The 20,133-nt window shown below is 66.8% G+C and carries 32 protein-coding genes; 5 read left to right on the top strand and 27 right to left on the bottom strand.

From position 1 onward, the window contains the following. Positions 1–121 precede the first annotated feature (121 nt). From ACZ6R6_RS27710 to ACZ6R6_RS27700, 3 genes are read right to left on the bottom strand one after another with little or no spacing between them, the layout of a single operon-like run. Positions 122–1,402 (bottom strand): PBSX family phage terminase large subunit, encoded by a 1,281-nt coding sequence (locus tag ACZ6R6_RS27710; protein WP_470098070.1) that lies wholly within the window; start codon positions 1,400–1,402, stop codon positions 122–124. Then, positions 1,399–1,884: a hypothetical protein gene (locus tag ACZ6R6_RS27705; protein WP_470098068.1), complete on the bottom strand. Its 486-nt coding sequence runs from the start codon at positions 1,882–1,884 to the stop codon at positions 1,399–1,401. Before ACZ6R6_RS27705 ends, ACZ6R6_RS27710 begins: the two co-directional genes overlap by 4 nt. Positions 1,885–1,906: 22 nt before the next feature. Then, a complete protein-coding gene (locus tag ACZ6R6_RS27700) occupies positions 1,907–2,650 on the bottom strand; it encodes a ParB/RepB/Spo0J family partition protein (protein ID WP_470098067.1) in 744 nt (247 codons plus the stop codon). Between the two features lie 56 nt (positions 2,651–2,706). Between ACZ6R6_RS27700 and ACZ6R6_RS27695 the strand changes: the two genes are divergently transcribed. Then, positions 2,707–3,072, top strand: coding sequence for a PadR family transcriptional regulator (locus tag ACZ6R6_RS27695; protein WP_470098065.1), 366 nt, complete (start codon positions 2,707–2,709; stop codon positions 3,070–3,072). Next, complete coding sequence (locus ACZ6R6_RS27690; RefSeq protein WP_470098063.1) at positions 3,069–3,638, top strand: hypothetical protein; 570 nt, start codon at positions 3,069–3,071, stop codon at positions 3,636–3,638. The genes ACZ6R6_RS27695 and ACZ6R6_RS27690 overlap by 4 nt, the downstream gene beginning before the upstream one ends. Here the strand turns inward: ACZ6R6_RS27690 and ACZ6R6_RS27685 are convergent. Then, positions 3,591–3,941, bottom strand: coding sequence for a winged helix-turn-helix domain-containing protein (locus tag ACZ6R6_RS27685; protein WP_470098061.1), 351 nt, complete (start codon positions 3,939–3,941; stop codon positions 3,591–3,593). The two genes, ACZ6R6_RS27690 and ACZ6R6_RS27685, sit on opposite strands and share 48 nt — an antisense overlap. Positions 3,942–3,992: 51 nt before the next feature. Continuing rightward, complete coding sequence (locus ACZ6R6_RS27680; protein WP_470098059.1) at positions 3,993–4,778, bottom strand: DNA adenine methylase; 786 nt, start codon at positions 4,776–4,778, stop codon at positions 3,993–3,995. Between the two features lie 435 nt (positions 4,779–5,213). Between ACZ6R6_RS27680 and ACZ6R6_RS27675 the strand changes: the two genes are divergently transcribed. Next, positions 5,214–5,543, top strand: coding sequence for a hypothetical protein (locus ACZ6R6_RS27675; protein ID WP_470098057.1), 330 nt, complete (start codon positions 5,214–5,216; stop codon positions 5,541–5,543). Between the two features lie 462 nt (positions 5,544–6,005). Then, entirely contained in the window at positions 6,006–6,326 is a 321-nt protein-coding gene (locus ACZ6R6_RS27670) for a hypothetical protein (RefSeq protein ID WP_470098055.1), read from the top strand. Here ACZ6R6_RS27670 and ACZ6R6_RS27665 read toward each other — a convergent pair. The 3 genes from ACZ6R6_RS27665 to ACZ6R6_RS27655 all read right to left on the bottom strand — a co-directional run bounded on the left by ACZ6R6_RS27665 (position 6,319) and on the right by ACZ6R6_RS27655 (position 7,729). After that, a complete protein-coding gene (locus ACZ6R6_RS27665) occupies positions 6,319–6,462 on the bottom strand; it encodes a hypothetical protein (protein WP_470098053.1) in 144 nt (47 codons plus the stop codon). The genes ACZ6R6_RS27670 and ACZ6R6_RS27665 overlap by 8 nt on opposite strands. Positions 6,463–6,471: 9 nt before the next feature. Continuing rightward, entirely contained in the window at positions 6,472–7,452 is a 981-nt protein-coding gene (locus ACZ6R6_RS27660; protein ID WP_470098051.1) for a tyrosine-type recombinase/integrase, read from the bottom strand. Positions 7,453–7,525: 73 nt separating this feature from the next. Next, entirely contained in the window at positions 7,526–7,729 is a 204-nt protein-coding gene (locus ACZ6R6_RS27655) for a hypothetical protein (protein ID WP_470098049.1), read from the bottom strand. 189 nt (positions 7,730–7,918) lie between these two features. Between ACZ6R6_RS27655 and ACZ6R6_RS27650 the strand changes: the two genes are divergently transcribed. After that, positions 7,919–8,503, top strand: coding sequence for a hypothetical protein (locus ACZ6R6_RS27650; RefSeq protein WP_470098047.1), 585 nt, complete (start codon positions 7,919–7,921; stop codon positions 8,501–8,503). Here ACZ6R6_RS27650 and ACZ6R6_RS27645 read toward each other — a convergent pair. The 19 genes from ACZ6R6_RS27645 to ACZ6R6_RS27555 all read right to left on the bottom strand — a co-directional run bounded on the left by ACZ6R6_RS27645 (position 8,500) and on the right by ACZ6R6_RS27555 (position 20,124). Then, the gene (locus ACZ6R6_RS27645; protein ID WP_470098045.1) at positions 8,500–8,709 is read right to left on the bottom strand and encodes a helix-turn-helix domain-containing protein; all 210 of its coding nucleotides are present in this window, start codon (positions 8,707–8,709) and stop codon (positions 8,500–8,502) included. The two genes, ACZ6R6_RS27650 and ACZ6R6_RS27645, sit on opposite strands and share 4 nt — an antisense overlap. A 20-nt stretch (positions 8,710–8,729) precedes the next feature. Continuing rightward, on the bottom strand, positions 8,730–8,912 hold the full coding sequence (locus tag ACZ6R6_RS27640; protein WP_470098043.1) for a hypothetical protein: 183 nt from the start codon (positions 8,910–8,912) through the stop codon (positions 8,730–8,732). Positions 8,913–9,084: 172 nt separating this feature from the next. Further along, positions 9,085–9,471, bottom strand: a complete 387-nt coding sequence (locus tag ACZ6R6_RS27635) for a TFIIB-type zinc finger domain-containing protein (RefSeq protein WP_470098041.1) — start codon at positions 9,469–9,471, stop codon at positions 9,085–9,087. 515 nt (positions 9,472–9,986) lie between these two features. After that, a complete protein-coding gene (locus ACZ6R6_RS27630; protein ID WP_470098039.1) occupies positions 9,987–10,670 on the bottom strand; it encodes a hypothetical protein in 684 nt (227 codons plus the stop codon). Positions 10,671–10,754: 84 nt separating this feature from the next. Continuing rightward, complete coding sequence (locus ACZ6R6_RS27625; RefSeq protein ID WP_470098037.1) at positions 10,755–11,414, bottom strand: hypothetical protein; 660 nt, start codon at positions 11,412–11,414, stop codon at positions 10,755–10,757. Between the two features lie 67 nt (positions 11,415–11,481). Further along, positions 11,482–12,318 carry a hypothetical protein gene (locus ACZ6R6_RS27620; protein ID WP_470098035.1) on the bottom strand — a complete coding sequence of 279 codons (837 nt, stop codon included), beginning with the start codon at positions 12,316–12,318 and terminating at the stop codon, positions 11,482–11,484. A 718-nt stretch (positions 12,319–13,036) separates the two neighbouring features. Then, the gene (locus ACZ6R6_RS27615) at positions 13,037–14,002 is read right to left on the bottom strand and encodes a hypothetical protein (protein ID WP_470098033.1); all 966 of its coding nucleotides are present in this window, start codon (positions 14,000–14,002) and stop codon (positions 13,037–13,039) included. Positions 14,003–14,087: 85 nt separating this feature from the next. Continuing rightward, positions 14,088–14,399 carry a DnaJ domain-containing protein gene (locus ACZ6R6_RS27610; RefSeq protein WP_470098031.1) on the bottom strand — a complete coding sequence of 104 codons (312 nt, stop codon included), beginning with the start codon at positions 14,397–14,399 and terminating at the stop codon, positions 14,088–14,090. Between the two features lie 229 nt (positions 14,400–14,628). Beyond that, a complete protein-coding gene (locus tag ACZ6R6_RS27605) occupies positions 14,629–14,883 on the bottom strand; it encodes a hypothetical protein (RefSeq protein ID WP_470098029.1) in 255 nt (84 codons plus the stop codon). Further along, a complete protein-coding gene (locus ACZ6R6_RS27600; RefSeq protein WP_470098027.1) occupies positions 14,880–16,001 on the bottom strand; it encodes a hypothetical protein in 1,122 nt (373 codons plus the stop codon). Before ACZ6R6_RS27600 ends, ACZ6R6_RS27605 begins: the two co-directional genes overlap by 4 nt. Beyond that, positions 15,998–16,249, bottom strand: coding sequence for a hypothetical protein (locus ACZ6R6_RS27595; protein ID WP_470098025.1), 252 nt, complete (start codon positions 16,247–16,249; stop codon positions 15,998–16,000). Before ACZ6R6_RS27595 ends, ACZ6R6_RS27600 begins: the two co-directional genes overlap by 4 nt. Then, positions 16,242–16,607: a hypothetical protein gene (locus tag ACZ6R6_RS27590; protein WP_470098023.1), complete on the bottom strand. Its 366-nt coding sequence runs from the start codon at positions 16,605–16,607 to the stop codon at positions 16,242–16,244. Before ACZ6R6_RS27590 ends, ACZ6R6_RS27595 begins: the two co-directional genes overlap by 8 nt. Further along, a complete protein-coding gene (locus ACZ6R6_RS27585; RefSeq protein ID WP_470098021.1) occupies positions 16,597–17,151 on the bottom strand; it encodes a WhiB family transcriptional regulator in 555 nt (184 codons plus the stop codon). Before ACZ6R6_RS27585 ends, ACZ6R6_RS27590 begins: the two co-directional genes overlap by 11 nt. Beyond that, positions 17,148–17,450: a hypothetical protein gene (locus tag ACZ6R6_RS27580; protein ID WP_470098019.1), complete on the bottom strand. Its 303-nt coding sequence runs from the start codon at positions 17,448–17,450 to the stop codon at positions 17,148–17,150. Before ACZ6R6_RS27580 ends, ACZ6R6_RS27585 begins: the two co-directional genes overlap by 4 nt. 206 nt (positions 17,451–17,656) lie before the next feature. Further along, positions 17,657–18,586, bottom strand: a complete 930-nt coding sequence (locus ACZ6R6_RS27575; protein ID WP_470098017.1) for a hypothetical protein — start codon at positions 18,584–18,586, stop codon at positions 17,657–17,659. After that, a complete protein-coding gene (locus ACZ6R6_RS27570) occupies positions 18,583–19,134 on the bottom strand; it encodes a hypothetical protein (RefSeq protein WP_470098015.1) in 552 nt (183 codons plus the stop codon). The genes ACZ6R6_RS27575 and ACZ6R6_RS27570 overlap by 4 nt, the downstream gene beginning before the upstream one ends. Next, positions 19,131–19,373: a hypothetical protein gene (locus tag ACZ6R6_RS27565; RefSeq protein ID WP_470098013.1), complete on the bottom strand. Its 243-nt coding sequence runs from the start codon at positions 19,371–19,373 to the stop codon at positions 19,131–19,133. Before ACZ6R6_RS27565 ends, ACZ6R6_RS27570 begins: the two co-directional genes overlap by 4 nt. Next, positions 19,370–19,750 carry a hypothetical protein gene (locus ACZ6R6_RS27560; RefSeq protein WP_470098011.1) on the bottom strand — a complete coding sequence of 127 codons (381 nt, stop codon included), beginning with the start codon at positions 19,748–19,750 and terminating at the stop codon, positions 19,370–19,372. The genes ACZ6R6_RS27565 and ACZ6R6_RS27560 overlap by 4 nt, the downstream gene beginning before the upstream one ends. Further along, the gene (locus tag ACZ6R6_RS27555) at positions 19,747–20,124 is read right to left on the bottom strand and encodes a hypothetical protein (protein WP_470098009.1); all 378 of its coding nucleotides are present in this window, start codon (positions 20,122–20,124) and stop codon (positions 19,747–19,749) included. The genes ACZ6R6_RS27560 and ACZ6R6_RS27555 overlap by 4 nt, the downstream gene beginning before the upstream one ends. Positions 20,125–20,133: the final 9 nt, after the last annotated feature.

Raw genomic sequence — 20,133 nt, 5'->3', positions numbered from 1 at the left:
CCCGTGTAGCCCCTCAACTACGCGGGAGACCGAGCCCATCGGGGCTCGACGCACGCGGGTGGGGCGTGCGGAGCAGGCGCACCCCTCGGCCCGCCATAGATCGAGGGGTGCGCGTCTTGGGTCAGAAGACCGGCTGCAGCAGCGGTAGCCAGGCCGACTGAGTGGTGTGCAGCGCGTACCGGGCGGCGTCGAGGGCGTGGTCATCGGTCTTCACCGGTGCGTCGTCGCCCTTCTCGGCCTTCTTGTCGTCCCAGGCGTAGGAGCCCACCTCGTCGAGGAACCCGGACACTGACCGGTGAATCCGCAGGTGGTCGGCCGCCAGCAGGTTGCTGACGGTGCGGATGCCGTCCAGAACGGAGTTGTCGCCCATCTGCGGTACCAGACCATCGCGGTGGAGCTGCGTGATGAAGCTTGCGGCGGACGGGTCCACGATCACCCACTGCGGCCGCACCCCGTAGGTGCCGGGGCCGTAGGTGCCGGGGATGTGGTCCAACCAGTGAATGAGCTTCTGGGCGTACTCGGCGTCGGTGAGCTGCCGCCGCTCCTTCCGCGAGTCCCACCGCCACTCGCTGGCGAGGTAGATGCGACGCTGGCCGGCTGCGTCCGGCGTGGACACGCCGACGAGAATCGCGTCGAACGGGTTGACCGTGCCGTAGTCGACGCCTACCGACAGCCACCGCTCCATCAAGGGCAGCTCGTCTACGACATGCTTGTCCGGATCCCACAGGTCGTAGATCGCGCCCTCAGCGACGACCCACTGCCCGAGGATGAACCGCTTGTACCAGAGGCCCGTGTACTCCAGCTTCAGGTTGGCCACGTATAGCGGGTCCAAGGCCGGGTTGTCGTCGAGCGTGAAGTGCCAGTGGTTCAGGTCCAGCTCGCCGGCCCGGTCGAGGAAATGCTTCTTCAGCCAGTGGGTCGGCGAGTCCGGGTTCGTCGAGGCGAACAGCTTCGCGCCCTTGACGCTCAGACGGGCCAGGAGCTGGTCCCAGAAGGACCGCTCGATCAGCGTGGCCTCGTCGACGTACGCCCCGGCACAGGTCATGCCTCGCAGCCGGTTCTCTGACCGGGCGTCGTTCGAGCTGATGATCTCGACGCGGCGGCCGAGGATGTTGGCCGTCGGCGCGCCGCGAGTGTAGATGATGCGGCGCGACAGCGGGCCGGTGATCGCCGGGTCCATCAGCGGGTCGAAGATATTTCGCGCGATGGTGTCAGCGGTCTTGCCGACGATCACCAGGGCGCCGCCGCGAGGAGCGTTCGCGACGTACATCAGCCACCTGAGCAGGGACGCGATGGTCTTGCCCGACCGGATCGCCCCGGACCAAATGTTCAGACGGGCGGTGGCCTCGGCGATCGAGCGTTCCTGCTTCGGCGACAGCGACACCACCTCGCCGAGGCTCATTCAGCGTCTCCGGACTCGATCTCAGAGACGATGTCGGCCTCGATGATCGTGTCGACGTCGGGGTCCGCGGGGATGTACCGGGACTGCAACTGCGCCAGCATGGTGCCCAGCAGCGACGCCATGTCAGTGTCGGCGACACCGTTGCGGTTGATCAGATCCAGGCCCAGCAGCGACGCCCGCCGGTTGATGGTCTTCAGCGCCGTCTCGGCGGCGGACACGTCGCCCTTGATGACCTTCGGCCACAGCGCCGCCATGATGCGGTCGAGCCGGTCGATCTCCAACTTGAGCAGCTGCTCGCTCGCGAGGTGCTCTTGCTTGGCGGCCCGCTGCAGGGCGCGGTCAATGTCCTTGCTGACGGCGGCCGCGCCCGAGTAGCCGAGCCGTTCCGCGATGACCGTGGGAGACACACCAGCGGTTCGCATCTGCACGGCCTGGTGGCGGCGCTGGGAGATTTCGACCTGCCGGGACTTGCTGACAACCATAAGGGGAGGCCGCCCTTCTGTGTCAGGCGGCGTAGGCGCGTAGCGCCGCCATGATGATGTGCGTGGTCGTGGCTTCGCCGTCGCGGGCCCGGACCTTGCCGAGGAGGTCGGTCAGCTCGTCGTGCTCAGCGGCCGTCAGCGCGAGCAGCAGGTCAGCGGTGACACCCGCCTTCGGGCGGGGCTGCGGCGGCGCGTCCACCCGCTCGTCGCCGACGTCGTCAAGGTCCTCGCTCTCGAGGTCGTCTTCCTCGTCGTCGGGGCCTGGCCGCGAGTTCGGCCGGCCGCCGCTCACCGTGTTCTCCGGCTCGGGGTCGGGCGGTGGGGCAGAGCGAGGTCCCGCGGGCTCGTCGGTGACGATCTCAATGCCGCCGGTGTCGCTGAGCAGGTCGGCCAGGTCGTCATCGGACCAGCCGGTGCCGCTCAGGTCAGGGAGGCCCTGCAGGAGGTCGGCGAGCACCTGATCGTCGTAGCCGCCGAACTCCGGTGTGCGGTTGTCGGCTAGCATGATCCGCTTGGCTTGCTCATCATTCACGTCGAGCAGCACCGCGGGCAGCTCGGCCAGGCCCTCCTCTCGGGCGGAGCGCCACCGGTGCTCACCTGCGATGATCCGCATCCGGGACTGCTGAACGATGACGACGCCGTAGAAGCCGTTCTCTCTGACGGACTCCCGGATCACGTCCAGATCACCCTTGTGCGGGTTGGCCGGATGTGGTTCCAGATCGGCGACCGCGACCATGCGGTAGGTCTGGGGGACGAGCGTGGACACGAAACCTCCAGAGGGAAAGAGCCACGCCGCTTATTTTGAGTAGGTAAGATAAGCGCATGGCAGAGATCAAACGCGTCACCCAGCCGACGCTGGACGTTCTGGAGGTGCTGCTACGCGCCCACCAGGAGGACACGCCAATCCACGGCTGGGCGATCATGAAAGAGGTCAAACGCTCGGGCCCGACCGTCTACAACGTGCTCGACCGCCTCGAAGACGCCCACATGATCAGCGGCGAGTGGGAAGAGGTTCCGTCTGAGGAGAGCCGTCCTCGACGCCGCCTCTACCGGCTGACCGGCGCAGGCGTTCCCGCGGCCCGCGCACTGCTCGCCGAGCGGCGGCCAGCGGCACTCAAGGCCAAACCCGCTTTCGGGTTCCTCCAGCTCGACCGGATGCGTGCGCTCCTGGTCGGCGGTGGCCGATGAGCAAGGAAGAAGTCATCCTCGCCATCGGCAGTGGCCTCTTAGTGAACGAGTGTTGCGACCTCTCCCCCTGGGCGGCCCGAAAAATCGTCGCCTGGTCAGCACGCCTGCGGTACGGAAAATCGCAGCGAGCTGAGATCCGCGCCGAGGAACTCGTCGCCGTGATCGACAGTTGTCCCGGGAAGCTCTTCAAGCTGATCACGTCACTGACGTTCGCCTGCGGAGCAACCACAGCCCGAATGCAGCAGATGGCGCTCCTGTTGAGGCTCTATCTCATGACCATGTTCGACGTGGTGATTGCTGGCGAGTTCAACCCGGCCGTTACGATCGAAAGACTTGTCGACTCGGGAAAGTCAACACACATCATCCAGATGAAGGTACATCGCAATAACAATCAGGTAGAGAGGCGGCTAGGGGAGGGGGTCCTAAAGCACTTGCTGGACCAGGGAACGCTTCCTGATCAGCTAGATCCTGCTCACCGCAAGCTTCGGGAAGAAGTCGACGCTTGCATTCAGCGGAACTTAGCTGCGGGCCGCCAGAGAGGCCTCGACTCGGGCGAGCCGCTCTGATAGGTCACGTACGGCCGCGCGGAGCTCGGCGAGCTCGTCGACCGGCGCTGCCGGTGCAGGGGTGTCGCGGACGAACACGCCTTTGCCCTGCTGGCCGACGACCAGGCCCTCCGCTCGGAGGAGGTGGACGGCGTTCTTCACGACGCTCGCGGAGACGCCATACTGCTCGCACAGACGGGCGATTGACGGCAGGGTCGCACCGGGAGTGAGGTCGCCCAGACGGATCTGCTCGCGCAGGTTGTCGGCGATCTGGAGGTAGGCGGGCTGCCCGGTGTGCTCGATCACTCTCGTAGTCCAGCGCATCGGTGATGCTTGGTCAACTAGGGCGTCTAAGGAGGCGTCTGCCCGACTGGCCTACCGGTTGATCCAGAGGGACTCGACGGCGTGGACCCGCGCATCGGAGGAGGCTTGCCTTACCCGGTAGTCGATGCGGCGCCACCCGGCCAGGGCCTCGTCATACAGCTCTGACCGGTAGCCGGACAGGACGATGCCGCCGCGGCACGCGACGAGGATGTCGAGGAGGCGGCGGTGCTCGGGCGCCTCGTCCATCTCCTTGACGTAGTGGCCGGAGCCGAACGTGTTCCTCGTGGACCGCAGGTAGGGCGGGTCCAGGTAGAACGTGGTTTCCGGCGAGTCCATGCGGGTGATCAGCTCGAAGGCGTCGCCCTGCTCGATGAAGGCATCCCGGAGGCGGGCGGCGTGCCAGCGCAGGGCCGCGCCGGCCCGCTTGGACCCGGCGGGGTTGTTGACCCTGGTTCGCGCCGTCGGCCGGCGCCAGGACGCTCCGGCCTCTCCGGAGCGCGACTGGCTGCATTGGATCCACCAGCGGCGCGCGCGTTCGAGGTCGGACGCCGTGGTGTCGCCGAGCTTCGCTGCGGCGTGCTCGGATCGGGCGTACGGGGTGAACTGGATGGCCCGCTGCAGCTCTCGCGGCCGGTCGCGGAGCATCCGCATGAAGGTGACGAGGTCGCCGTTGAGGTCGTTCAGCGTTTCGATCTTTGACGGGGTCTTCGCGAAGAACACAGCACCGGACCCGGCGAAGGGCTCGACGTAGACCTCGTGCTTGGGGAGGAGGGAGACGATGAAGGGAGCGAGGCGGCCCTTCGCGCCGTAGTAGGAGAACGGCGGGCGTAGCACCACGGCGAGGGGCCTCCGTATTCAGTTTTGTCGGTGTGTCGGTAACCAGCGGTGATGCGCTCAGATCGTTTCTAAGCTGATCATCTTTGAACTGATCCAGTCACACGCGCGTGTGCGTGATCGTCCGTCAGGGACGACTACAGGGACGCGCGCGCGTGCTGATCACTGACCAGAAACCGACCCTTCGCGAGGAAAGTCCGATTCCGTTCTCGACGGCCCAGCGCTCCCGAAGCTGCCGCCAAGTGACAAGTAACTCTCTGTAGTTGTCCTATGGCCAATGTTTGCCCCGGATTCGACGTTTCGATCCGTGATAACAGCGGCTATAAGGGCGGAAAACGGGTCGGCGACCGACGGCAAGCCGAGATCGAGTTCGTGACTCCCTGCAACTTTCTAATTACAGTTATCTTCTCGTGCTTTCCCATATGAACGAGGAGGATCATGCACACCTTTATCCGCAAGGCGGGAACTGCCCTGGCCGGTGCCGTCCTGGCCGGCACTGGCATGCTGGTCGCGCTCCCCGCGACCAGCGCTCACGCCGCATCGTTCACGGTCGCAGCGTCCAAGGCCGCGCCGGAGACCGCCTGCACGCAAGCAGCCGGAAGGTGGATCTGCTACCTGCTCTACTGCCGCAACGGCATCTGCTACTACCGGTGCTACCCCATCGGGTACAAGCAGGGCGATGCCAATGCGCCCACCAAGGAATACACAGTTGCGGAGACCGCAGGTGCTGCCCCCGAGCAGCAGATCGAGGTCGATCTGCCTGATTGATGAGGTCGGGAGGCGGATCGGAGCGGCCCTGACAGGTCACCGGCCCGTCTCCGGTCTAGGGGAACAATGGAGCAGCCCTGTTCCCCGAGGCCGGAACCGTCATGATCCTGGCCCGCGATAAGTCTCGTTATCGCGGGCCAAAACGTCGGATCCGGCAGGTGAGGCATCGAGCGTAAGTCGACTACAGAAAGTTACTTGTCACTTCGCCGTGGCTTCGGGAGTGCAGGGCCTCGACCTACCAGACTCGGGTCAGCTTGAACTGCTGGACGTCGTCGGCGTGCTCCACGGAGAAGCGGCAGCCGCTACACATGACGGCTCGCCTCCATAACCCCAGGTTGATCGCCCCGCAGGAGTGCAGCCAGGCGTGCGTGGCAGCAGCCATTAGGTACTTCCTAGTCGACGCGCCGCAGTTTCCTTCCATGACCCCATGCGGATCCAACACGCCCAGGCGACAATGAAGCTATGGGAAACGGACGCCACGACGAACCCCGAATATCCGGAGTATCCGACCGATACGAAGGCGGAGACCACGGCATCCAGCACGTCGGCAGCGGCCCGCAGACGAACTTCTTCTCCACCGTCCGCGAGATCATCACCAACACGGAGATCAGCGACGAGCAAATTGAAAAACTCGCCCAAGCCCTCGCAGACAAAGCCGAAGCTGCAGCCCGCGTTGATCGTCTCCACCAGCGTCGCCGTGAGTGGAAGCTCCTGATCATCGGCTTGACCGCAGGTGCCGTCGTATCTATCCCGATCGGCATCTGGATCAACTACATCACCTGACCCGGGCCACCGGCACCAGCTCGAATTGCTCGACGTCCTCGGCGTGCTCCACGATCGCCTGGCACCCACACCCGGCGCCGTAGACCCACACTCCGGGGTTGATGTTTCCGCAGGTGTGGGCCCAGGCGTGTGTCATGCGACCCCGCTATTCGACGGCCGCCGCGACGAGCTGCGACGGATCCCGCTCCAACATGTCCCGCGAGTGCAGGTAAATCTCCGTCGTCTCGATGCTCTGGTGACCGAGCGCTTCCTGAATCTGGCGCGGCGTCGCACCCAGCTCCTCGGCGAGCGACGCCCACGTGTGCCGCAGCGTGTGCGGCGTCACCTTCGCGTCGATCCTGGCCTGCTTGGCGATCCGCTGCACCAGCTCGTAGGCCTTCCACCGCAGCATCGGCTGGCCCGAGGTGGTCGCGAACAGCGGACCGCGCAGGTCCCGCAGCTCCACGCCGGCCCGCGCCGCCCGCTCAGCCAGGTACTGGTCAACGGCGTGAGCGGTCTCCACCGGCAGCTTCCGGACCAGCGGCTTGCCGCCCTTAAGCGTGATGCTCAACGTCCGGTAGCCACGCGAATAGCCCAGATCCGTGATGTCGGCGTCGACCGCCTCCGTGATGCGGATCCCCAGCTCGACCAGGACCCGGATCAGCGCCGCGGTGCGCAACCGGGATCCGCCGTGGTCCGCGTCGGCGGTCTCGACCATCGCGTGCGCTTCGGCCCTGGTGAGCGCCTGCGTTTCCGAGTGCTTACGAGGGATGCTCGGCCGGTCGGCCTCGGCGAACGGATTCATCACTTCGACGTCGTTCTTGACCAGGTACTTGTACCAGGCCGACGCCGTGGCCATCGCCCGCGCGATCGTCTTCGGCTTCGGCGGATCTTCCCCGTTTTCGATCGCCTGCTCGACCATCCACCGGGCGTACAGCTCGGCGTGCCGGACCTTCATCTCCAGCGGGTCCAGGCCGGTCCGCTCGCAGTAGGCGAACCACTTCCGGATGTCGCGCCGGTAGGCCGCCCGGGTGTTCGGCGACTTACGGCTCTCCAGCCACATCGCGGTGATCTCGACAACGAGCGGCGGCAGGTCGAGCGGAAGCGCGACCTCTTGGCCCCTGGCGACGACCAGCTCGGCGGTCATTGATCGTCACCGACGCCGAACGGCGGCGGTTGCCCACCTACCGCATCTCCGACGCTCTCGCGGGCAAGGCTCATCAGCCGACCTTCCGGAAGACGATGGTCGCCTGGTAGCGGTTGTGATGCTCCCCGTCCGGCTCGGCTTCGGCGCTGATGACGTCCAGTTCGGTGCTCGACCCGAAGAACGAGAGGGCCTGCGCCACGGCGGCCTTTCTGATCTCATCCGGGGTTGCTCCGCTCACGGTGACGCGCAGGGTCAGCGGAAACGATCGCACGCTCATAGATGATCTTCCTTCGTCGCTAGGTGATCTTTGAGCGTAACACGAAGAGCGGAACATAACCTGGATTATGTTCCTGCCTTAACGATCATGAAAACGTGACCAAACCGAACGCGATTCCAGAGCGCGTGATCAGATAGCGATCTGATCACAAGCGGACACACACACGGCACGCCGCGATCAAATAGGCGAGTGAACCTCCAGAAGCCCAAACGCGATCCTTCCGTCATCTGGCAACTTGTTCTCTTCCTCGCACTCATCGCGACTGCGGGCGTCGCCGTATCAATCGCCATGACCACCCTTTTTGACTTCGAGCAAGTCCAACGCCTAGGTGCTCCCAAAGAACCGCCGTGGACATTATTTGTCACCGCCATGGTGGGCCTAGCTCTGACTGGCATGTCCTTCTGGCTCACCGCCCGCCGCACGAAGCGACGTCTCGCGCAAGCAGCGGAAGATCCCAGCGAAGCACTCCGACGTCGCATCGAGGCCGTCAACGTGGCATTCACCGAAGCCGCTCGGCTCATGGACGACCTTCGTCGCGACCTCGAAGCCCAGCAAGCCGCCCGGGAAGCACTTCTCACCGAAGCCGAACGCCAGCAGCGGCTCTTGGAGGTCAACGAGGACCAGGCGGAGAAGATCCGGCAGATCCTCGTCGGAGAGACCAAGTCCACACTCAACGCCGAGCGGTGGCGTCAGTGGATGTTCTTCGGGCTGGGCGTGATCGTGTCTGCAGCGCTATCCGTCCCTATCGGACTGTGGGTCAACAGCATGAGCTAGACCGTGGCGCGCACCTTCCGCGCTCTGCCTCGCGGCCGCAGCAACGCGCCCGACTCCTGCAGCAGCCGATGCACGAACCCGTACGAACGACCCGTCGAAACCGACAGCGCCCGAATCGACTCACCCGCCGCATACCGACGCTTCAGGTCCACCTTCAACGCCTCACGCTCCGCGCCCTTCACCCGCGCGTGCTTCCGCAACTCCACCTACACCCACCCCGATCTGTTCACGCGGCCGCCGCCAACCGAGCACGCAACGCATCCCGTGCCTCCGGCGTCTCGGGCACAGAATCGCCCCGCCAGATACAGCCCTCGATCGTCGCCAAGTCGTCGAAGTCGTACACGACCTCCCGGCCGGCCCGGCCCATCACCCGCACGCCATATCGGCGCGCCCACTGCCGGATCGTCACCGCCTCCCGGCCCAACCGGGTAGCGGCCAACTTCGCCGTCGCAGGGAACACAAACACCCCCGGAACAGCAAAAACCCCCGAACCATCAACCGGTCCGAGGGCACACGTCTCTCCGTCGCCCCGAAGTGTTACACACCCATCCACCCGGCGCAAGCCAACAGCGGAACCGCTATCAGCGACCCGCCTCCGACTCCACCCGCGCCGACGCCTCACCCTCCGAAACATGCGTCCCACACGCGGCGCACACGTAGAAGCCCGCCTGCGCGTCCCAGCGGAACGACCGCTCACCACACCCGCACCGGGCCGGCGTCCACGCCGGCGGCTCATCCCCCACCACCCGCTCGAGCAGCAGCCGCCACGACAACGCGAAATCCACCAAGCCCACCAGGTCCTCGGCGACGAGCACCGAGTCGAGACGCTCCACCAGCCACGACACCGCCCGCGACCGCGCCACCGCCGACCTCGCACCCCCCAGACGCGGCACCGCCCCCAGCCACACCCGCGCCCGATCCTCGAAGTCGAGCAGCCCACCCGTCAGCTTCTCCAGCAGATCCCCCACCGGCGACACATCCGGCTTCGGCCGCGACCCCGACACCCGCGACCACGTCGACGGAGGCCGGAACCCATCCACCTCCCTGGCGAGCTGCGACGCGAACGTGTCCACCTCCAACAGCGCAGCCCGCACCGTCGCCCGGCACAGGCCACACACCAGCGGCTCCCCCGGCCGCCACCTCACCTGAGGGACCTCCGGCTCCGCCGGGCACTCCCCCACCTCACCCCCGCGCACCCACGCATCCACCAAATCCGCATGCTCCGCGCGGGCCGCCTCGAATGCAGACCACGCCCGGCGCGACTTCACATTGCACGGACCCACACACGCACCCGGCACACCAGAAGCAAGAACAGACACGGCACCCCTCCCGACCCGACGTGAACCGCCACAACACTACAAGATCAACTTGTTTTCGCAGACACCAAGGCAACATCCCCCTGGCCGGCCCCGGACCTGAGGGGGGCGGGGCGCGCGAAAACGCCGGGCCGCTGGCTGCGGTCCGGCGCTGTCGGCGCGTCGCGCTACACGCGGACTCCGGCGCGGTCGGCAAGCTTCCGCGCGCGGTCGGCAACGTGCCTGACCTCGTCCCAGTCGCGCGCGCTGCACGTGGCGCGCAACACCTGAATGAGGTACAGCGCGGCGGCAAGGTACTGCTTGACCTGCTCGTCATCGACGGCGCGGGCGCGGTTCTCCGCTGCGATGAACTCGACGGATGACCACGTGACCAGGACGCGGCCGGTGTCGGCGCGGTCCACGCTGACCGCGACCGTCACGCCGTGCTTGGCCATGACGGCGATGATCTTGTGGGCTGTGGCGCGAACCAGGTCCAACAGTTCCCGGTTCTGGGCCTCGCGCGTGGTCAGTCGCAGACTGGCCAGAGTCGCAGTGAACGGGGCGACTCCGGGGCCAATGAGAACGTAGGTGCTCCACGGGGAGCGGCGCGACGGTCCGGCTACGGTCCACACCTGGCCCTGGTACTCGCGACGGTGGCCGTGGTAGGTCACCTGGCTACCGGCCGGGAGGTACGCGTTAAGGGCGTCGCGGGCCTCACGTCGGATCTTGAGCGCTCCGCGCTGCAACATGCTGCCCAACTCGCATGGGACTTCGGACATGCACTTACGGCACTCACCCGCGTGGGCGCGTGCGGTCTTCGTCGCGTTGGCGGCGTGGTCCCTGGCAAGTTCGGCGCGGCTGCGGTCGATCATGGCTAGTGCCTCCTGTGGCGTTTGTGGTGTTGGTGGGGTGGGGCGGGAGCGCCCACATGTGGCGTGCGGGCGCTCCCGGTGGGGCTAGGCGTCGGTCTTGACCTCGTCGGCAACCTGCTCGGCCGTCTTGATCTCGGCCTCAACGACCAAAGCCGCGATGATCTCGGAGACCTGGTCATAGGTCAGTCCGCGCTCATCCATGACCTCGGCGTAGGTCTCCTCGGTGTGCGGGGCCTTGAACTTCTCGGCGAATCGCCACACGAGCCGGACGGCAGCGACGTCAGCGGCGCGCTTGGCTGCGGCCTTGCGTCGGGCCTCGATCTCCTTGCGGTACTCGGCCATGCTCGGAAGCTCGGCGAGGAGCTTCTGAACGGTGGCGGCGCTGGTGCCGGGGACCTTCCCGAGGTCCTTCAAGGTCGCCTCACCGAAACCGACCTGAGCGGCCACGTGCATACCGATCAGCGCATACGTGCTGAACTTCGGCGCGCCCTTCCCAGTGCCGCGCGTCGCGATGCAGTCGGCCGGGAGGTCGGCCAGCTCGTCACCGGTCAGGATGCGGTCGGCGGTGCTGGCCTCGTTCTCGGAGTCGGCAAGCTCGTTAAGGCGGCCGGTGGCGGCAAGCCCGATGATGACGAACCCGATCGGACGGGAGACGCCGAGACGGGTAAAGGTCTTCGGGTGGCTGACGGTCACGGCCTCGATCGCATCGAAGATGTCGGCCGGGTTGCTGCTGATGACCTGCATTGATCTTGCCTTTCTTGGCGGTTGGGGTGTCCGGGCGGACGGGTTGGGTTAGGTCGCGGGGTGCGTCCTAGCGGCGGATAGCGATACCGCTATCAGCTTGGAAGCGGCGGCGGCGTCGCCACCTGATCACCAGTCCGAGCGTTCCGGCTCCGATCGCTGCGGCCAGCCAGGGAAGCAACGCGGGCGCGTCGCTGGACTGGTTGGTTGCGTTGATCTCAGCCGGGGCCGGGATGTCGAACGGGCCGGGGGTGGCGGCGTCCATGTCCGGCGTGGTCGTGGCCGTGGCCGTGGCCGTGGGGGTCACGGTCGGGCCGGGCTTGCCGGACGGTCCGGGGCTGCCCTGAGGGCCGGGAGGTCCGGAAGGTCCGGCGGGTCCCTGCGTTCCGATGCCGGACGGTCCGGGGCTGCCGTCGGCACCGGGCTGACCAGACGGGCCGGTTGCACCCTTCGCGCCGGTCTCGCCCTTCGCGCCGGTCTCGCCCTTCGCGCCGGTCTCGCCCTTCGCGCCGTGGTTGCCCTGCGCTCCGGTCTCGCCCTTGTCGCCCTTCGCTCCGGTCACGCCGGGCTTGCCCTGCTCGCCCTGCGGTCCGGCGTCGCCCTTCGGCCCTGCGGGGCCGGTGACGGTGACGGTCGTAGGGGACGGGCCGGGTTCGCCCTGCGGTCCGGGGTTGCCCTGCGGTCCGGTCAGACCTGCGGGTCCGGTGGGGCCTGCGGGTCCGGGAGGTCCGGCCGGTCCGGCGGGTCCGGGGTCGCCCTGCGGTCCGGGCTCACCCTGCGCGCCGGGGTCGCCCTTGTCGCCCTGTAGACCCTGCGGTCCGGGAACACCCTGCGGTCCAACAGGGCCGGGAATGCCCTGCGGTCCGGGGTCGCCCTGCGGTCCGGGTGGTCCGGGTGGTCCGGACACAGTGACTGTCGGTGCGGGTTCTGCGGCCACCAGGGAAACCCCGGTGCCTCCCGCGCTCTGGAGAGCCAGGACTGTGAGAGCCGCACCTACGGCGGCCCACGCAATCCGTTCGCTCGTTCGTATCTGCACATGACAAACGTTAGCCCGACATGGACATTTGGGAGACCAGTTTCTCTAACGGTTTGATGGCAGTTCAACCACAAGTTGATAACAGGCTCCGCGCCCGGCCAGGGCTCATGCGCGAGTCAGGCCGTACGCGCTTCCGAATGCACGTTCGATTATCTCGGCGCGCGGCTGATCATGTGCATTGGCACGAAATCAAACCTTTTCGGCGGTAGCGACCCATCGCCCAGCCCGGGTTGGTCACATCCTCTGTTGATCTTGTTAGAACGCCCCCAAATCGACGCTGAGCATTTTTGATCTTGGAGGGTATTCCTGGTACCGACTAACCGGTGTTCGCGTCTCTACGTTGATCTCAGAGCGTTCTAAGCAGTGCGTCACATCTCGTTCGGTGCGTCGGATGCAATCCGATGCGTCTCCGAGCACGCGAAAACCCATCAGCGACGAGGAGGGGGCTGCTCTCGCGCTGATGGGTTTCCGGCTCGCTTTCGCTGCTCTGGGTCGGTTTGCCGCGTCGCTTCAGGCCTGCACCTTGTGGGCGCGCCTAGCATTTACGCTGGTGGCGGGCTTGCGAGGTGTCGTACCGTCCGCCAACCTGCTAGTCCGGTAGGGCCTTGGCGTCGGCGGCACAGCCGATGCAGGGCATCGCCTGGAAGTGGATCCCGCACCGCTCGGCCGTGCGTGTGGGTTTCGCCAGGCCGGCCTGAGGGGTGGTGTGCTCGCGTGCGGTGTCGCGCCAGGCGTGCAGGTCTGCTGCGGGGATGCTCGCGATGTAGATGTGCAGGGGCTTGCGGACCCGGTTTTCCGTCGCGATGACCTGGGCGATGTGCTCGGCCTCCTCCAGGGGGCACCCGATCCGCTTGGTGATGACTCGTGCGGCGCGGCTGGCGGCCTCGGCCTCGGGGTTGTCGTCCTCCTTGGTGATCTTGTCTTCATCTTCGGCCCGGTCGGCGACCGCCTGGGGCGCTTCCTCCTCGACCCCGTACGGAGAAGAAGAGGATTGAAGTTGAGGAGTGGAATGAGGATTGGGGGGAAGTCCAGACTTCCCCCTTTTGCCTCCAAACTTCCCCCTTTCCGGTCCAGACTTCCCCCTTTCCGCTTCCGAAAGGGGGAAGCTCAGACTTCCTCCTTTCCGGTCGTCCTCAGAGTTATCCACAGACGAAAGGGGGAAGTCCTGGCTTCCTCCTTTCTGGTCCTCTCCGACCCCCTCCGGCTCCGAAAGGGGGAAGTCTGAGGTTCCTGCTTCCAACTCCAGATCCATCGGTCGCGGCGGCTGCCCCTCGAGGTATCCGGGCATCTGAGGGATGTAGAACTCCGTTGCCCGGCGGCGGCCGTTACCGACCTTGAGCACAACGAGGAGACCCGCCTCGACCAGCCGCTCCCGTAGCGCCTTCACCGACCGCACGTCGATCCGCGCCCAATGCGCGATCTCCTCGCGGGTCAGCCAGCCAGTGCGGGTGTGATCATTGATCCTGCGGGCGATGGCCATCAACCCCAGCAGGTCCCGCGGGGGCGTCTTCTTCGGCGCGTTGATCGCCACCTCGTCGGCCAGCTTGTAACCCATCAGGCCCCTTCACGTGCTGGATGTTCAGTAGGAGCCACCGAGGGAAGAGGCGCCCCGCTACGGTAAGCGGTACCGCTATCAACAGTCATCTGGCTCTTGGTGCGCGACCCGTCAGGTTGTAGGTCGCACGCCGGCCCGGGTCGGACAGGACGTGGTACGCCTCCCCGATCGCTTTGAACTTCCAGACCGACTCCGGGTCGTGGTTGACGTCGGGGTGGTACTGCCTGGCCAGCCTCCGGTACGCCCGCTTGATGTCGTCCTGGCTCGCGGTGGGGGGCACGTCAAGCAGGTCGTACAGCTCGCCCGCTGGCGGCGGCGAGGCCTTCGGCGGCCGCGGCGTCCGTGGGGGCGGTGGTGGCGGGGTCTGGACGCGCGGCCGCCCAGCACAGGTCACCATGTGCGGCATCATCCGCTTCTCCGGGGGGACGAGCGGCCGGTCCGTCGTGATCCGCCGCGACCGCAGAACCCCGTGGACATCCCTCCACACGGCCATGTCGCCATCGAGGTGCGGGGCGGGGTCCACCGGAAATTCGACGCTCGGGAACTTGTCGCTGGCGACCGTGCGGGTCCACCGGACGTTTTTCCCGCACGGCAGCTTGCCCCTGGTGCCCTTACACGGCTTAAGGTCAGCGGCGGAGAACATGCCGCTCCCCTGTTTCGGGGTCGACCTCCACTACGGCGCGCAGCTCGCAGATGTGGCCCAGGTTCCGGCACGCGGAGCACAGCATCCGCCCAGACTCCAGCACGACGAGGTGCCCGGCGCATGCCGGTTCGTCCTGGAAGTGCTCATGCACGCATGCCGTGGTGCGCACGGCGACGACGTCAGCCGGGCAGGGCGGGAAACCGGGCACCGCGGCGGCGCACACCAGATCGGTCATCATGAGGCGCTGCCGTTGATCCGGGCGAACACGGCGTTGATCGCGTTGAGTTCGCCTCGCACCTGGTCGAGCTCAACCCGCAGCTTGTCCACCTCGGCCCACGCATCTTCGCGTTCCTGGCGAAACTTGTCGCGCTCTCGGCGGGCCTCGTCACGTTCCCGCTCGGCGGTGGCCGTGCACTGCTCGGCCTTCTGGATGGCCTTCTCGAACGAGATCAGCGCCTGCAACGCCGGACCAGCGGTCGCCGGCGGCGCGGCCGAAGAAGCTGGGGCGGGGGTCGCGGTGGCTGCGCTCGGCTGAGGTCCAGGCTTCGGGGCGGTCCGAGTGACGGTCAGGTCGCCGTTGTTCCACTTCAGCGCGATCCACCACACAGGCGGGGTGACGCGGGGCCGGTGGCAGCGGGTGTGCTCCGTCCGGTTCAGGTACTGCCGGACGTCCTTCTCATGCAGGGTGTCCCAGTCCGGGCAGGCGGTCTTGATGATATCGGAGAGGGCACCACACCACTGGACTCCAGGGACGTTGCCGTTGGTCAGCGGCTTGTCGCCCTGCTTGCGGGCCTCCTCGCGCAGCAGTCCCCACAGTGCTTCGGCGTCGGCCGCCACGTCGCGGGGCTTCCTGATGGCGTGCGCGGACTCGCCGATCGTCGGCACAGCGGGTTCTCCTTTGGCGGTGGCGGTGGCGGTGGCGGTGGTGCGGGTGAGGTGGGCGATCACTTCGGCTTCGCGGGCGTGCAGCATGTCCGCGTACGACTGGGCCTCGATGGGGCCGGGTGTGTGGAGGATGCCGCCGGACGCGTACGGCTTGATGCCGTTCGCGCGGGCACCCTCGAGGAGGGTTTCGACGGTCCACCAGGTGTCACGGGGCATGGGGTTGGCTTTCTCGGTGGCGGGGTCGGTGGCGGCGACCATGGGTGAGGGTTTGGTGGGGTGGTCATGCAGCAGAGAGCGGATCTTGGTCTTGTAGTTGTCCAGGCCGCGCCCCATGGCCTGCAGCGGGATCTCGCCGGTGCGGCCGTTCTCGGGGTTGGTGATCAGCCAGCGGCCGTTGGCGAGTTGCATGGTGAAGCCGAGGCGTTCCGTCTCGGTCTCAACGAGCTTTTTGACGTCGGACTTGCTGGTCATGTGGCGGGCTCCTCAGGCATGTCCGTCCTTTTGATGGCGGCCCAGTTCACGGCCTCGTCAATGATCACGAGGGAGGCCCGCTGTCCCCGGAGGGAGCGGCGGGCCTTCATGCGGTGTTTGATCTGGTCTTGAGTCGGCGGGGTCCAGCTGTGCCAGCCGGCCAAGCGGGTCCACCGCTGGTAGTGGTCGCGCTGCGCGATGCCGCACCAGCGGCACCCGTTCGGCTGCGCGACCACCTGCTCAGTCATGGTCACGGCGCACCTTGCGCCGCTCGCGCCGCGACATGACCAGTTGAATGCCGTACGAGCCGCTGCGGCGGTGCGCGATCCAGTCCGCTTCGGCGTAGCCGCCGACCTCGATCGGCACCGTCCGTACCGTCTCCACCAGCTCCGTCATCGACATGGGGTAGAGGCGGCCGCAGTCGTCGAGCCACATGACGAACCCGGCTGCGCGGCCTCGGGCGAACTGCGAGAGCTGTAGGCGTGCGGTGAACGGCTCCGGAGCGCGCCACACCACCTCCCCCTCGGGCACCCATGGCTTGCGCAGGAGGTTGCCGAACTCGTCGAACGGCACCCGGCCGCCCTCGTCGTCGTGGTCAGCGGCCATCGCTGTCTCCCTTGCTGGTGGTCTGGGCTAGGACGTGGCGGGCGAGGTCGGCGCCCCGCAGCCCGGTCCCCGGTGCGGGATGCGGGGGCGGGGCCACCGGCGGGGTGTGGCTCCACCCGTTGGTGCGGAGCCAGGTGACGAACTCGAACGCGAAGTCGGTCGTGCTGGCCCGGTCGCCGGGGTCGGCGTGGTCGCGCTCATAGACGCGGTGCGCCAGCGCATTGATCGCTTTGTCGGTGACGTCTTTGGTCACTGATTGCCTTTCTTCTCGGCTCCTGCGGAGTTCGCGGCACCGGTAGGTCCTGCGTTCGTCCTCGTCGAGGCCTCCGGCGACGCCGTGCTGGGAGGCGCTGACCCGTAGGTGGTACGCCAGGCATTCGGCCGCGACGGGGCAGCCCCGACAAATCTGTTTGGCCTTCTTGGTCCGGGTTTCCTTCTGCGCGGTCGTCTCTCGGGTTTCGCCTTCGCTGGGCCCGAAGAACAGGGTCAGGTCCTCGCCCTTGCAGGCGGCGCGCTCCCGCCAGCCGAGCGGGTCGGCCATCATCGCCTCCGGTTGATCAGACCCAGCTCCCGGGCGGCCGCGCCGTACCGCTCGACGTGGCGTGTCGTCACGCCCATCTCGGCCGCAATCTGCGAATGCGACTTGTTGCTGTTGGCCAGGGCCGCGAACTTCTGGACCTTCGCGAGGCTGCGCGGCGTGATGGGCATCCAGGCCGGCCTGCTGGTGTCGGGTCGGATGACCAGGTATCCGGCGTTATCCAGCGCGGTGAGGATGTCGTCGGCCGTGGGCGGGGCGTCTGCGGCCAGGATCTTGGAGATGACATCGATGGGCGTGCTAGCCACAGCGCATCGCCTCGCTGCGCTTCTGATAGCGGTTCCGCTTTTGGGCGGCGTTCATAGCAGGGGGCTCCCGTGGTTATTCGTGGGTGGGTCTTCGACGGCGAACAACTCGTCCTGGTAGCCGACGACCTCTTCGCCGACGACGACTGGTTCGCCTGTGGGCGGGCTGCAGGTGCAAGGCTCCTCAGCGCAAGTACAGTGGCCGTCGGTCACGCGGATTCCCGCAGCTTGGTGACGTTGATCTGGGCGCGCAGCAGGGCCCGCTCCAGCGTGTCCCAGGTCATGCCGAGCCGTTCGGCGAGGCGGTCCCGGTCGATGTCCTCGGTCTCGGGATCGATGGGCGGGTCGGTGGCGAGGATGAACCGAACGTTCTCGATCAGGGCCTTGCTGTTCTGTATGACCCGCAGTCCCTCGAGGGTGCCTCGCTTCTTGAGTCGTCCCAGGTGGTTGCCGCACAGCAGCCGCTCGTCTTTCGCTCCATGGATGCAGGCCGGGTAGGAGCAGCGGACCATCTCCCACGGCTTAGCTGCGGGGTCGTCGATCGCATCGGCCCATGCCGCCGCCGGGAGCCATTCCTTGGCGGCCGCCATGTTCCGGCACGCGGTGACCTCGTTCGGGCGGACGTGCTCGTACGGGTCGAGCTGGATCAGCTCCTCGAACGTCTCCTGGATCAGGCGGGCGGTCCGCAGGATGACCGTGATTCTCTCTCCGCGCCGAAGCGACTTGAAGCTCGACGGGTCGGCCCCTGCGCGGTCGGCTACCTGCTGCGCAGGCCACCCGGTAACCGCCAGCGCCTGCAGTCGCCGCGCGGACCCTACTGCGTTGATCAAGTAGTTGTCCGGCAGGTCGTCCACGGTGACTGTGAGGAGGATGTCGGAGATCCGCGCCGTGATCCGGGCCGGCGGGGGAAGCTGCCGGGCTGGGGTTCCCTCGGCGAGGTGCTTGACCGTCGTGTGGGAGACACCGGCGACTTTGCTGATGGCCTCGTAGCTGACGAGCCAGATCCGGTGCAGCTCCTTCACATGCTGGCGCGCCGGGTTGGCCTTGACGAGGCCCTGCCAAGTGCCAGCCTTGATCCCCTTGTCGCGCTCGCGCTCGTAGCGGCGTCGTGCCAGGACGAGCCCGCTGACCTCGCTCATCGGTTCGTCTCCGGCCACGTCACCTTGTCCAGGGCGGCCCGGTGCGCCTTCGGCATGACCGCGAGCGGGTGGCCGAGGTGGTCGGCGCCCATGGCGGCGAGTACCGCGGCGTCGGCCATGTCGTGCTTGCCGTTGGTGATGAACATCGGCAGTCGGCGGGCCACCGAGTCGATGATCTCGTTCTTCTCTCCGCTGCCCTTGCCGAGTGCGTACGTCTTCAACGTCGCCTGCGGCACCTCGACGACCGTGACCCCGGCCTCCAGGAGGATCCCGGTTACCCGGAAATACAGGTAGGACCGCTCACCGGCACCGCCGCGGCCGCCGTCTTGGCGGTTGAACACCAGCTTCTCGACGAGCAGGAGGTCCGCCTGACGAGCGCTGCTGATCAGGATGATGCGGTCGGCCAGGTCCTCCAGTGCCCGGTACCGCTGGTGCAGGGGCAGGGTGGTGATCTTGTCGCGTCCGACCTTCTCGCACCAGCCCCCGTTGGAGGCCATGCCGGTGCTGGTCAGTGAGATGTCGAGGCCGACGATGTATGGGGAAGTCACGGCTTCCACTCCTTCGGGGTTCGGAGGACTTTGTGCAGGTCGTGGTCAACGAAGAAGTCAGACCACATGACCGGGTCTTTGGCGACGTGCTCGGCTGACCGTGTGGCCCGGTAGTTGCGGGTGGTGCGGAAGTGGCGCCTCTCGGCTATCAGCCCGATCACCGTGAGGACGACACCCACGGCGGTGACCAGCACGAAGAACACGCCGATCACCGCCAGGATGTTCTTTACGACGGTCACGCCGTGCCGCCTGGCTGGAGGGCGTCGAGCTGTGCGCGCAGCGTGGTCTTCTCGACAACCGTGCTGATCAGGTCACGCTCGGCCGACTCGGCGCGCTGCGCTGCGCCGTGCAGTTCCTCGTTCAGCTTGTATGCCAGTTCCGAAGCGGCCTCGTAGTGGGCGCGCAACGCGGTCATCTCAGCGGCGGTGTCGCGGCGCATCAGTTCGATGCCGATGACCAGGCCGAGCATGGTTCCGACGATGATGCAGATCGCGGCGATGACGAGTGCCCACACACCGCCGAAGATGACGAGTCCACCGAAGAACGCGACGCCCACGCCTATTGCGAGGCCCTTCTGGTGCGGCTCGATCTTTGCGGCGAGCTGGTCGAGCTTCACTGCCCACCGTCCTTGAGGGCCGAGTTGATGCGGGCGATCTGCTCGGCCGGGACGTGCGGCCGTACGGATTCCGCGACGATCCGGCTGGCGGGCCGGCCTGCAAATCCGGGTCCTTCGACCCTCGCTTCCACGGCGAGCAGGTCCTTGATGTCGGGCGGGAGTTCCACGTCGTACTCGGCCAGCGCCTGGGCCAGGGCCTCGACGGTGGGGATCTCGCACGGGGTCGCCCCGATCCAGAACGACTCCACGTCGTCGCCGGACGCGTGCGGGTCGAACGACATCGCAAAAAACGTCGCGAGAGGCCGGTCCCAGCCGACCGTGATGCCACGGCCAGCCGAGGATCCGGGCGCGTTGGGGATGATGTGGCGGCTCATGTGCAGCCT

It is taken from the genome of Streptosporangium sp. NPDC048886 (assembly GCF_055586905.1).
The sequence above is the reverse complement of the archived record's forward strand: the minus strand, read 5'-3'. Positions and strand labels throughout refer to the sequence as shown.

What these genes read in the sequence shown, in the direction of transcription:
- ACZ6R6_RS27605 (WP_470098029.1), bottom strand. Translation starts at nt 14,883, where the DNA reads ATGATGACCGATCTGGTGTGCGCCGCCGCGGTGCCCGGTTTCCCGCCC.
- ACZ6R6_RS27685 (WP_470098061.1), bottom strand. Translation starts at nt 3,941, where the DNA reads ATGCGCTGGACTACGAGAGTGATCGAGCACACCGGGCAGCCCGCCTAC.
- ACZ6R6_RS27590 (WP_470098023.1), bottom strand. Translation starts at nt 16,607, where the DNA reads ATGGCCGCTGACCACGACGACGAGGGCGGCCGGGTGCCGTTCGACGAG.
- ACZ6R6_RS27610 (WP_470098031.1), bottom strand. Translation starts at nt 14,399, where the DNA reads ATGGTGACCTGTGCTGGGCGGCCGCGCGTCCAGACCCCGCCACCACCG.
- ACZ6R6_RS27660 (WP_470098051.1), bottom strand. Translation starts at nt 7,452, where the DNA reads ATGACCGCCGAGCTGGTCGTCGCCAGGGGCCAAGAGGTCGCGCTTCCG.
- ACZ6R6_RS27575 (WP_470098017.1), bottom strand. Translation starts at nt 18,586, where the DNA reads ATGAGCGAGGTCAGCGGGCTCGTCCTGGCACGACGCCGCTACGAGCGC.
- ACZ6R6_RS27600 (WP_470098027.1), bottom strand. Translation starts at nt 16,001, where the DNA reads ATGACCAGCAAGTCCGACGTCAAAAAGCTCGTTGAGACCGAGACGGAA.
- ACZ6R6_RS27615 (WP_470098033.1), bottom strand. Translation starts at nt 14,002, where the DNA reads ATGGGTTACAAGCTGGCCGACGAGGTGGCGATCAACGCGCCGAAGAAG.
- ACZ6R6_RS27695 (WP_470098065.1), top strand. Translation starts at nt 2,707, where the DNA reads ATGGCAGAGATCAAACGCGTCACCCAGCCGACGCTGGACGTTCTGGAG.
- ACZ6R6_RS27585 (WP_470098021.1), bottom strand. Translation starts at nt 17,151, where the DNA reads ATGATGGCCGACCCGCTCGGCTGGCGGGAGCGCGCCGCCTGCAAGGGC.
- ACZ6R6_RS27705 (WP_470098068.1), bottom strand. Translation starts at nt 1,884, where the DNA reads ATGGTTGTCAGCAAGTCCCGGCAGGTCGAAATCTCCCAGCGCCGCCAC.
- ACZ6R6_RS27625 (WP_470098037.1), bottom strand. Translation starts at nt 11,414, where the DNA reads ATGCAGGTCATCAGCAGCAACCCGGCCGACATCTTCGATGCGATCGAG.
- ACZ6R6_RS27595 (WP_470098025.1), bottom strand. Translation starts at nt 16,249, where the DNA reads ATGACTGAGCAGGTGGTCGCGCAGCCGAACGGGTGCCGCTGGTGCGGC.
- ACZ6R6_RS27630 (WP_470098039.1), bottom strand. Translation starts at nt 10,670, where the DNA reads ATGATCGACCGCAGCCGCGCCGAACTTGCCAGGGACCACGCCGCCAAC.
- ACZ6R6_RS27675 (WP_470098057.1), top strand. Translation starts at nt 5,214, where the DNA reads ATGCACACCTTTATCCGCAAGGCGGGAACTGCCCTGGCCGGTGCCGTC.
- ACZ6R6_RS27690 (WP_470098063.1), top strand. Translation starts at nt 3,069, where the DNA reads ATGAGCAAGGAAGAAGTCATCCTCGCCATCGGCAGTGGCCTCTTAGTG.
- ACZ6R6_RS27655 (WP_470098049.1), bottom strand. Translation starts at nt 7,729, where the DNA reads ATGAGCGTGCGATCGTTTCCGCTGACCCTGCGCGTCACCGTGAGCGGA.
- ACZ6R6_RS27710 (WP_470098070.1), bottom strand. Translation starts at nt 1,402, where the DNA reads ATGAGCCTCGGCGAGGTGGTGTCGCTGTCGCCGAAGCAGGAACGCTCG.
- ACZ6R6_RS27670 (WP_470098055.1), top strand. Translation starts at nt 6,006, where the DNA reads ATGGGAAACGGACGCCACGACGAACCCCGAATATCCGGAGTATCCGAC.
- ACZ6R6_RS27665 (WP_470098053.1), bottom strand. Translation starts at nt 6,462, where the DNA reads ATGACACACGCCTGGGCCCACACCTGCGGAAACATCAACCCCGGAGTG.
- ACZ6R6_RS27555 (WP_470098009.1), bottom strand. Translation starts at nt 20,124, where the DNA reads ATGAGCCGCCACATCATCCCCAACGCGCCCGGATCCTCGGCTGGCCGT.